We start from the raw sequence: 860 nt of genomic DNA on the forward strand, positions 1-860 counted from the left end.
TTCTTCCGTCTGCTGGCAGTCCGGGACGAGTGGTTCTCCGATGATTTGCGGAAGCTGGACGATGACAATGTGTACCGCAAGCTGCAAGGTCACTGGATTATCGAAATGTCGGAAATGATGGCAACCGCAAACGCCAAGAGCATTGAGGAAATCAAGTCATTTTTAAGCCGACAGAAAGAGGTTTACAAGATACCCTATGAAACCCACCCAGCAGACCGCCCCCGTCAGTGCGTGTTTGGCGGCACTTCCAATGCCCTTGACTTCCTGCCCCTTGACCGTTCCGGCAACCGCCGCTTTATCCCCGTCATGGTGTACCCGGAGCAAGCCGAGGTTCACATTTTGGAGGACGAAGCCGCTTCCAGAGCCTATATCGAGCAGATGTGGGCAGAAGCGATGGAAATTTACAGAAGCGGCAGGTTCAAGCTGGCTTTCAGCCCTGCCATGCAGCGGTATCTCAAAGAACACCAGCGGGATTTTATGCCGGAGGACACCAAAGCCGGGATGATACAGGCGTATCTTGATAAGTACACCGGGAGCATGGTCTGCTCCAAGCAGCTCTATAAGGAAGCCTTGAACCATGCCTTTGACGAGCCGAAGCAATGGGAAATCCGGGAAATCAACGAGATTATGAACCAGTGCATTTCTGGCTGGCGGTACTTCCCGAACCCAAGAATGTTTTCAGAATATGGCAGACAAAAGGGCTGGGAGCGTGAAAACCCGGCAACGGACTCCGACAACCCGTCTGAAAAAACGATGGACGGTTTTGTGGAGGTCACAGAACAGATGGAGCTTCCATTCTGAAAATGACAGCCCGTTGCCCCCCCTGTTGCTATCCCGTTGCCGAGCCGGTTGCCGGGGAA

General features: G+C 53.3%; 1 protein-coding gene. It reads left to right on the forward strand.

The window, feature by feature from the left end:
- Positions 1 to 801 (forward strand): VapE domain-containing protein (locus tag PGY33_RS14310; RefSeq protein WP_270479214.1); only part of this gene is annotated, 801 nt, incomplete at its 5' end.
- Between the last annotated feature and the right edge of the window lie 59 nt (positions 802 to 860).

It is taken from the genome of Butyricicoccus sp. AF18-9LB, assembly GCF_027684505.1.
In the GTDB taxonomy this organism is placed as follows: domain Bacteria; phylum Bacillota; class Clostridia; order Oscillospirales; family Butyricicoccaceae; genus Agathobaculum; species Agathobaculum butyriciproducens.